Source organism: Streptomyces incanus (assembly GCF_042656345.1).
Lineage (GTDB): Bacteria > Actinomycetota > Actinomycetes > Streptomycetales > Streptomycetaceae > Streptomyces > Streptomyces incanus.
Map to the genome: position 1 here is coordinate 1 of NZ_JBHSPC010000128.1, position 8,577 is coordinate 8,577.

9 protein-coding genes and 2 pseudogenes are annotated in these 8,577 nt (G+C 68.2%); 8 read left to right on the forward strand and 3 right to left on the reverse strand.

Annotated elements, in window-relative coordinates; genetic code table 11:
- Positions 1-161 precede the first annotated feature (161 nt).
- The 4 genes from ACFP2V_RS33700 to ACFP2V_RS33715 all read left to right on the forward strand — a co-directional run bounded on the left by ACFP2V_RS33700 (position 162) and on the right by ACFP2V_RS33715 (position 1,891).
- On the forward strand, positions 162-356 hold the full coding sequence (locus tag ACFP2V_RS33700; protein WP_381219078.1) for a hypothetical protein: 195 nt from the start codon (positions 162-164) through the stop codon (positions 354-356).
- A 20-nt stretch (positions 357-376) separates the two neighbouring features.
- Positions 377-826 (forward strand): hypothetical protein, encoded by a 450-nt coding sequence (locus ACFP2V_RS33705; RefSeq protein ID WP_381219079.1) that lies wholly within the window; start codon positions 377-379, stop codon positions 824-826.
- A gap of 388 nt (positions 827-1,214) precedes the next feature.
- Positions 1,215-1,379, forward strand: coding sequence for a hypothetical protein (locus ACFP2V_RS33710; RefSeq protein ID WP_381219080.1), 165 nt, complete (start codon positions 1,215-1,217; stop codon positions 1,377-1,379).
- Positions 1,379-1,891 carry a DUF6420 family protein gene (locus ACFP2V_RS33715; RefSeq protein WP_381219081.1) on the forward strand — a complete coding sequence of 171 codons (513 nt, stop codon included), beginning with the start codon at positions 1,379-1,381 and terminating at the stop codon, positions 1,889-1,891. The genes ACFP2V_RS33710 and ACFP2V_RS33715 overlap by 1 nt, the downstream gene beginning before the upstream one ends.
- A 24-nt stretch (positions 1,892-1,915) precedes the next feature.
- On the opposite strand, the gene ACFP2V_RS33720 is transcribed toward ACFP2V_RS33715, so the two are convergent.
- Complete coding sequence (locus tag ACFP2V_RS33720; protein ID WP_381219082.1) at positions 1,916-2,359, reverse strand: hypothetical protein; 444 nt, start codon at positions 2,357-2,359, stop codon at positions 1,916-1,918.
- Between the two features lie 839 nt (positions 2,360-3,198).
- On the opposite strand from ACFP2V_RS33720, the gene ACFP2V_RS33725 reads away from it, so the two are divergent.
- The 3 genes from ACFP2V_RS33725 (at position 3,199) to ACFP2V_RS33735 (ending at position 5,740) form a co-directional block, all read left to right on the forward strand.
- Positions 3,199-3,570 carry a beta/gamma crystallin domain-containing protein gene (locus tag ACFP2V_RS33725; protein WP_381219083.1) on the forward strand — a complete coding sequence of 124 codons (372 nt, stop codon included), beginning with the start codon at positions 3,199-3,201 and terminating at the stop codon, positions 3,568-3,570.
- Positions 3,571-4,198: 628 nt separating this feature from the next.
- Positions 4,199-5,398: an ArnT family glycosyltransferase gene (locus tag ACFP2V_RS33730; RefSeq protein ID WP_381219084.1), complete on the forward strand. Its 1,200-nt coding sequence runs from the start codon at positions 4,199-4,201 to the stop codon at positions 5,396-5,398.
- Between the two features lie 111 nt (positions 5,399-5,509).
- A complete protein-coding gene (locus ACFP2V_RS33735) occupies positions 5,510-5,740 on the forward strand; it encodes a hypothetical protein (RefSeq protein WP_381219085.1) in 231 nt (76 codons plus the stop codon).
- Between the two features lie 166 nt (positions 5,741-5,906).
- Here ACFP2V_RS33735 and ACFP2V_RS33740 read toward each other — a convergent pair whose 3' ends face one another.
- On the reverse strand, positions 5,907-6,830 hold the full coding sequence (locus tag ACFP2V_RS33740) for a hypothetical protein (RefSeq protein WP_381219086.1): 924 nt from the start codon (positions 6,828-6,830) through the stop codon (positions 5,907-5,909).
- Between ACFP2V_RS33740 and ACFP2V_RS33745 the strand changes: the two are divergent.
- Positions 6,829-8,063 (forward strand): annotated as a pseudogene (locus ACFP2V_RS33745) (IS3 family transposase). The gene ACFP2V_RS33740 and the pseudogene ACFP2V_RS33745 sit on opposite strands and share 2 nt — an antisense overlap.
- A 390-nt stretch (positions 8,064-8,453) precedes the next feature.
- Here the strand turns inward: ACFP2V_RS33745 and ACFP2V_RS33750 are convergent.
- Positions 8,454-8,577 (reverse strand): annotated as a pseudogene (locus tag ACFP2V_RS33750) (dihydrofolate reductase family protein); the annotation flags it as partial.

An 8,577-nucleotide genomic window follows, 5' to 3' on the forward strand; every position in this document is an offset into this window, starting at 1 on the left:
TGCACGCAACATCAACGCCAGGATGACGCGACACGCCCCATTAATTAATCGACGCCCCCCCGCACGGCGAGCGCCCTGGCCCGGATCTCCTGCAGGGGCAACCCGCTCCCTTCGAACCACAGCCGACGGCCGCAGACCACTTCGAGACCTTCCTCAACAGCATGGGGTTCACGGACGGAGACGTTCGACGGACGATGCTGGCCAAACAGATCGCCGGCGTCATCAGGACACAGGACCAGCACGAGACAGCCGAGGACCTACTGCGCAGGTTCGACCAGCCAGCGATTTTCACACCGGATGACGGTGAGCCGCCGGCTTCCGCAGACGACACGACCAATGAGACGCCCGCAATCTGACTTTTTTGAGGAGAGGAACAATGGACAGTGAGCTGGCCGCCCTCGCCGCATCCGGAGCGACCACCCTGGTCTCGCTCATGGTCACCGACTCCTGGACACACGCCCGTGACCTCGTCGGGCGATTCTTCTCGCGCAGCGGCGCAGGCGGCACCGCGATCACCGACCTGGACACCGCCCGGACCCAGCTGCTTGCCGCCGAGGCGGCAGAGGACACGCAAACCACCCGTGACATCACGGAACAGTGGCACGCCTGCCTGCAACGCCGTCTGCAGGCAGGCTCTGCCACTGGCGACGACCTGCGCGACCTGCTCACCTCCTTGCAGCGGATCGCGAACAACCCAGATCCGCAACCGAGCACCGTGCACAACGACATCAGTGGCGGAGTCCAGCATGGTCCTGTCATCCAATCGGGTCGGATTGCCGGACTCACCTTTCACGTCCACCATGCCGCCGCTCCCACGCAGGACTGAACGGGGTCCCCGTAGTAAGGTGCGACATCCCGCGAGTTCGCCATGCCCCTCGACTCCTCGACATGGGGCCTGACCAGGCACCTCGTTGCCCTCGGCCCGTGCGTCCGTGGAGGAGTCATGATGATTCTTCAGGAACCCCGAAGGTCCGTCATGATCTATGCGGGTCCCTCGCTCCCGTCTGCCGGGCTGACCTGCGGCAACGGGAGAGGACAGCCAGGACGAACCCGCGGGATATCGCATAGACGAGCGGCGCCCTGCACAACGACGCCGTCACCAAGGACTTCCGGTACGACCGGGCCGAGGCCGAGACGCTCCTGGCGATGACCGCCGCGCTGCTGCGGAACGTGCCCGGCACGCTCTCCCCGGCAGGCCCAGGAGAACCACGCCCGTGATCCGCGCCCACCACCGGCTCAAGGGCGGTGCCGCCCAGCTCGGCGCCACCGGCCCCGGCCTGCCCGGCCCGTTCGGCGTCTGGCCCGCCGACGACCACCACGACGACGAGGACCAGGAGCACGAGCTCGCCGTCGACCACGCGAGGGAGACGATTACCTGATGACCACCGAGGACCGCGGCGCCGCCGGCCCGTACACGGCGTACGACGGGCTGCCCCCGCTGCACGCGTCGGTGGTGAAGCTGCCGCTGATCCACCCGTACGCCCCGGTGATCCCGGGCCGCTACGTCACGCCCGGCGGCGGGCGGCTGACCATCAGGAAGCCTGCCAAGACCTTCGCCCACCTCCGGATCACGCTGGACCACCTGGGCTGCGCCGCTCAGCTCACCGAGGAGAAGAACGCCGCCTTCAAGCGGCTCGCCCTGGCTGCCGAGGGCCACTGCCTACACGCCGGGTGCCGGCATCACGCCGCGTACGTGGGTGGGGTGCTGCGGTCCTTCAAGGTGCGCACCGGCAGCATCCAGCTCGCCGCGTTCGTGCGCGCCGCCCTCGCGATCGAGCTGGGCGACTTCAGCCTCGCGGACCGGCTCCTGAAAGAAACCGAAACACTGGTCGGCCCCGTCCGCCCGGCAGAGGCGCAAGACGAGGAAGGCGGCCAGGCAGAAGCCGGTTAGGTCTGTTGGACCCAACAGGTCTGATCAGGGGTTTGCCGGGGCCGGAAGGGGCTCGGGGAGAGTCGCCCACACGAACGAGTCGATGCCGCGCAGGCCCGGCGCGAACTTCGCCAGGGTGAGCAGGAAGCGGTCCGGCTTGCCGTCCACGCCGTGGATCACCTTCACCGGCCTGCGGGTGGTATCGGCGAGGGCCTGCGCCTGGTCCATGACGGCGATGACCGTCTCGTTGAAGCGGCCGACACCGGTGGCGGGGCCGGCGCACTCGGGAGCGACGCGTCCGACGAGGACGTGGGCCTGCCAGCCCAGGGGCTCGCGGGCGTAGCCGACGATGAACCGCAGCAGCCACGCCGCCTGTTCGTTCTCGTCCAGGCCGTCGATCCCGTCGCCCTCGCGCAGCTGGTCGAGGCGTTCCTCACCGGGCCCGGGCGTCGCCGCGACGGCGGTCATCCACTGCTCGAAGTCGCTCATGGGGTTCAGCCGAGATACGCGTCAAGGGGCAATGAGTAGATCTTGATACGGCTTTACGCGTGGTCAGCACAGTGACGCCGCAGTAAATGCGTACATCTCGCCCTGGAAGCCGGAACGGTCCGCCGCAGGTCGCGACGATCACGGCCAGGACTCCGTCGCAGTAAATCCGTTATTTACTGCGACGTCATGCTGGCGGTCCGTCAGGCAACAAACAGGTGCCGCCGTCTCCGCCATGCAACTGCCGGTGCAGCGCTGCTCCCCACCACCCGGCAGGGCAGCTCAGGCCGCCACGAGCCGATCCGAGGGCCGCCCGGAAGCGCCGGCCGGGGGCGCTTCACCGCGCGTCGACTGGGTGCGTAGTACCTGTTTCTGAACCCTGGAGTCGGCCGCTTCGGTAGCCTGATTCCAAGGTGGGTTCTGGGCGGAGTTGGTGGCCACCACCTTGAAAACGTTCAAGGCAGGTTCGGGAGAACAGGGCCTACGCAATCAGCTCAAGCGCCTTCAGTACCGGCTCGGCACCCTCGAGAGCTTCATAGCCGGCACCGGCCCGACCTCGACGAACCAGCGTCACCCTGACCAGCCGAAGTCAGCGGACACTCCCGATCCCCGCAGCGCGCCCCCGGCTCCCACGTCCGCAGCGGTGCAGAACGCGCGGGCACAGGAGTCCGTGTAACGGGCAGGCAACAAACCCCGCGCGCCGTTCCTGGCCGACACAGCGCTGCGCCAGGATTGAAACGCAAAAGGGCCGACTGCCAAGCCCGACCGGGCAGTTGCCTCATCGTTCGGAAGCAACCCTGGCTCACGCAGCGTGGCCCCAACCCTCAAGGAGATATCACATCGTGCCCACCATCAGGAAAACCGCCCAGCGCCTGTTCGCTGTAGCGTTACTGACCGCAGGCCTCAACCTTGCAACTCCGGCGAATACCGCGCTCGCCATGAATCAGACACCTTGCACTACTGGCGACTTGTTGCACATATGGGGCCATTACAGTCGTCCGCTCATTGTCGGCCCTTCCGGGCCCTTCGAATACTGCGCCGCCAACGCGGGAACCATGGGACTCGGAGCTGGCGCCTGGGTGGACAAGATCTCCACTGGGAACAACGACATCCAGATGAACGACGCCAACGGCACTCCCATCAGGATCAGTCGCTGGAACATCGTGACCTACCCCAACCAGCCACCGAACATCACATCTATTCAGATCTTCTGAGGTGCCGGCATGTTCAGCGGCGGCGCGCTCGGGATCATCGCCTGGCGCCGGACCAGCGCGGGGCGCACCCCGTGACGGGCAGTGGCGGGACGCGGTGCGGTACACGGTGATACGAGGAGACACCGCGCGGCCGGACACGGCCGAAGGGCCGGAGTCCGGCCGCGCGTGACCGCCTCCGCCCGGTCCTGTCGCCCGGGCGGGTTCTCGTCGTGCCTCAGGGCCGCACCGCGCATTGCCAGGCGCGCGGATCAAGCCCACCCCTGATCCGCTACAGAGAGCTACTTGTCACTTCGCGGCAGCTTCGGGAGAACAGGGCACAGACAAGGCCCCACGTCCCACTCGCCCCAGTCGTTCCGTTCGCCGAACAGTCACGGTGACCGTTCGGCGAACGCTTCGACGAACTTCGCGTTTCGGATACTGGCTGGCTGACCTGCGGCTTCTGAGTTCAGAAACAGGTACGTAGGGTACGAGCGGCCCGGGAGCGTGCGCGCCGGGCCGCACCCGGCCGCGCGGACGACGCGACCGAGGGGCCGAGGACCGGGGGTAGCGGGGATGACGGACGCGACGGACGTGGGGCGGCGTGCGGACGGGGAGGTCGGCGGGGGGGATCGCACCGCTGGACCGGCGAGTGTTCGCCGTCGCCGTGGTGGTCTTAGCCGTGCTGATGGCGCTGTCGCCGCGCTACGGCTTCCACATCGACGAGCTGTACTTCCTGGACTGCGCTCGGCACCTCCAGGCGAGCTATGTGGACCAGCCGGCACTGGCGCCTCTGCTGGCCCGGGTCTCGCTGTCGCTGTTCGGAGTCTCGGAGGTGGGCCTGCGGCTGTGGCCCGCGCTGGCCGCCGCGGGCACGGTGGTCGTGGGCGGGATGACCGCGCGGGAGTTCGGCGGCGCGCGGCGGGCCCAATTGCTCGCGGCGGTCGCGACCGCCACCATGCCCGTGCTCCTGGGCGGCGCGCACGTCGCCAACACCACGTCGTACGAAGTGCTGGCGTGGGCGGCGATCGCGCTCGTGGTCGTACGGATCGGTCGCACCGGCGACACGCGGTGGTGGCTCGCTACGGGAGCGCTGGTCGGCATCGGCGCGGAATTCAACCACCTCGCGGCTATTTTCGGGATCGTCCTGCTGGCCGCCGTGCTGCTGGGGCCGGCCCGCCGGACCGCGGTTGACCGCCGACTGCTCGCGGGCGCCGCGATAGCCGTGCTGTTCGTGCTGCCTGACCCGTGGTGGCAGTCGCGGCACGGCTGGGCGATGTTCGAGATGACGCGGGCGCTGAACGGGAAGAACGGAGGCCCGGGGAACATCCTCACCTGGATCGTGGGGCAGTTCGGCATGGCCTGTCTGGCGATGACGGTGCTGTGGGTAGCGGGCCTGCGGTTCCTGTGGCGGTCCGGTCGGCCGCTGTGGCGGTGCTTTGTGACCGCGTACGCCGTGCTGTTCGTGCTGTTCGCCGTGACGACCGGAGCGCAGGTGTACTACCTGGGCGGCCTGTACGTGTGCCTACTGGCGGCCGGGGCCGTGGGACTCGACGGGTGGCTGCACTCCCGACCGGACCAGCTGCGCGGCTTGATGGTCGGAACGGCCGTCTCGACTGCGCTGCTCGCCGTGATCGTGCTGCCGGTACTGCCGCCCTCCGATGTGGCGTGGACGTACGGCATCAACTCGAATGGGTGTAGATCTTTTGAGGGTCTGGCTCACCTGCGGTTTTGTACGGGTCGAGTCCATCGTCCCACGGAGCCCATCGCGGCCGACCTGCTCGTCTGTCTCTCACGGCATCCGTTGGTCCGCGTCGGCGCCGTACGGCCGGGCGTAACTGACATGGCGTAGCCGTGCTGGATCACGAACCCGCAGGTCACGCTCGTGCCATACACCCTCAAAAGATCTGCACCCAACTCGAATTCGGGGGAATCCCTGGGCTGGCCCCAGCTGGTGGGCACCGTGCGGCAGGTATGGACCGGGCTCCCGCCCGAGCAGCGCGCGAACGCGGTGATCTTCGCGGCGGACTACGGCGAGGCCGGCGCCATCAACGAACTGGGCCGCGGAACCGGGTTGCCCACCGCCGTGAGCGCCCACAACACCGACTGGTGGTGGGGTCCCGGCAACCCTGACGCCACGACCGTAGTGGCCGTCGCCCCCGGTCCCGACCACGCCCCCGAGTACGGGGGTTGAGGAACAGTGCCGTCAGATCGTGCGCCTGTACGGTCCGTGACCGCCCTGCCATCCTCGCGGCGATCTCCGGGTTCTGTCCGGCGTACCGGATCACGCTCCTGCAGCGTTCCAGGTGCACCATGACGGCGACGGCGCAGCGGCGGTTGCGCTCCGAAGGGGCGTCGGGCTACGGGGTGGCGGTTGCCGGTAGCACGCGCTCCTGGTCCATCTCGCCGGTGTCCGGGTTGAGGACATAGACCTGGAACGGCGCCCAGGCCCGGCCTGCGAGGGTGTCCAGTTCCCTGTGGGAGGGGACCAGCAGGGCCAGTTCTTCTGCCCAGGCCCTCAGTCGGCGCGGGTCCGGGCAGGCAACTCCCACCAGGGTCCACTGCTTGCCGTCAGGGCCGCTGCGTTCGTAGACCGGTCTGCCGTCGCCGTACCGGGAATCCGGAGCGCCGAACACCAGGCTCCGGTCGAAGAACAACTCGGCGATGGCCCGGAAGTACTTCCACTGCCGCTGGTCCAGGCCCGTGCGGCTCCAGAATGCGGCATACGCGCGGTCCTTGGCCGCCTTCTTCCTGGCCTTCTCCTTCTCCTCGATCGCCCACCGCCGTGCCTCAGCCTCTTCTTCCGCTCGCCGTCGGCGCCTGGCCTCTGCTTCTTCTCGGGCGCACTCGGCGGCCAGGGCCGCGTAGACGGGGGCCGTCCACCACAGACGCCACACGTCGTTCCAGGACCTGGTCCAGCCCTGTGCCCACTCGCCCCAGCCGCCTTCCTCGGTGACCCGCCGGGCGCTGGAGAGGGGCTTGTGCGGCACGATCCGGCCCGTCAGCATCCACGACACCGCGTCGCTCAGCGGTGCATCAACTGGCGACCAGCTCACCGGCCGCGTGGATAAGCGAGCCAGGCCGGCGGCCACCCTCCACTCCTGCCCGCGTTCCTCGGGAGCCTGGACCAGGAGCGTGGGCACGGTGCCCACCCATGGGCGCGGCCGGAAGCCGAACCAGCACACCGCCACCCCGTCGCGCTCGTACAGACCGGTGCGTGCCGCGATGTCTGAACCGCCCCGGGTTTGATGGAGACATCGAAGACCCGGAAGGATGCCGATCATGGCTGCTCCCCGTAAGTACTCCGACGAACTCCGTGAGCGTGCGACGCGGATGGCGGTCGAGGCCCGTAAAGACCCCGCCGCGCGGACTGGCGCGGTCAAGCGCATCGCCGACCGGCTCGACGTGCACCCCGAGGCCCTGCGGACCTGGGTCAAGCGGGCCGAGACCGACGAAGGCATCGTGGCCGGCACGACGAGCACGGACGCGGCCCGGCTCGCGGAGCTGGAACGCGAGGTGAAGGAACTGAGGCGAGCGAACGCGATCCTGAAGTCCGCGGCAAGTTTCTTCGCGGCGGAGCTGGACCGCCCACTGCGCTGAAGGTCGCCTACATCGACCAGCACAAAGAGGAGTTCGGGGTCCAGCCGATCTGCGACGTCCTGACGGGTACGGACGCCGAGATCGCGCCGAGCACCTACTACGCCGCCACCAGCCGACCGCCCTCCGCCCGCAGCCTGCGCGATGCGCAGCTCACCGACGAGATACGCGTGATCCACGCCGCGAACTACGGGGTCTACGGCGCACGCAAGGTGCACGCCGCCCTGCGCAGGGCCGGCCGGAAGGTGGCCCGCTGCACCGTTGAGCGGTTGATGCGCGCTGCGGGCCTGCGCGGCGTCAGCAGGGCCAAGAGCCCGCGCACGACCCGTCCTGCACCGGAGACCGCCAGACCCGCCGACCTGGTGAAACGCTAGTTCACCGCGCAGACACCGAACCAGTTGTGGGTTGCGGACATCACCTACATCAGTACCTTCTCCGGCTGGGTGTACGCCGCGTTCGTCATCGACGTGTACTCCCGCATGGTGGTCGGCTGGCAGGTCGCCACCAGCCTCTACACCGAACTCGCCCTCGACGCACTCGACATGGCCTTGTGGCGCCGCCGACGCGACGGCGCCGACCTGTCCGGGCTGATCCATCACTCCGACCGCGGCGTGCAATACCGCGCCATCCGCTACACCGAACGCCTGGACGAGGCTGCCGCCGTGGCCTCGGTCGGCTCACGCGGCGACTCGTACGACAACGCCCTCGCCGAGGCATTCAACAGCCTGTTCAAGGCCGAACTGATCCGCAACAAGGGTCCCTGGAGCGGCATCAACGATGTCGAGATCGCCGTCGCCGAGTACATCGACTGGTTCAACCGGCGAAGGCTCCACGGCGAACTCGGCCACACCCCGCCCTTCGAATACGAGTCCCTCCACGCGGCAACACCCACCCCAGAACTCGCCCTGAAAACCAACTAACCCACCGTCCACCAAACCCGGGGCTTGACAGCAATCGTCGCAGAGCCGGGGGCACGACAGTCTGCTACACCACCGACCAGGCCATCCCAACTCGGAGCTCACCCTGACCGCCCGGACCCGGTGAACCTTCGCGGTCACAGCACTAGTTTCGCGGTCATGATGCGCCCGGGCACTGACACGGCACGCTGCGGAACTCGGACGCGTGAACACTTACCGGGGGATCGGCCGAGATACGGCCGAAAGGGATAGCAGGGCCTCTTAATGGCTGTTCGTTAGGGGATCCCTTACATACACGGCCTGTGATCCGGCAGGGACGTCACGATCGCCTCGGAACACAGCGCCACGAGATCCTTGGGCGCCCGAAGCCCGCGCCGATCCGCCGTCGGGCACTCAGCGCTTGGTCTCGTACCTGGTCAGGACCACGCCGTCGGGAAACGTCCGGGTCTCCACCAGGCTCAGGTTCACCCAGTTGTCCAGGGCTGTGAAGAACGGCGTGCCGCCGCCCACCAGGACC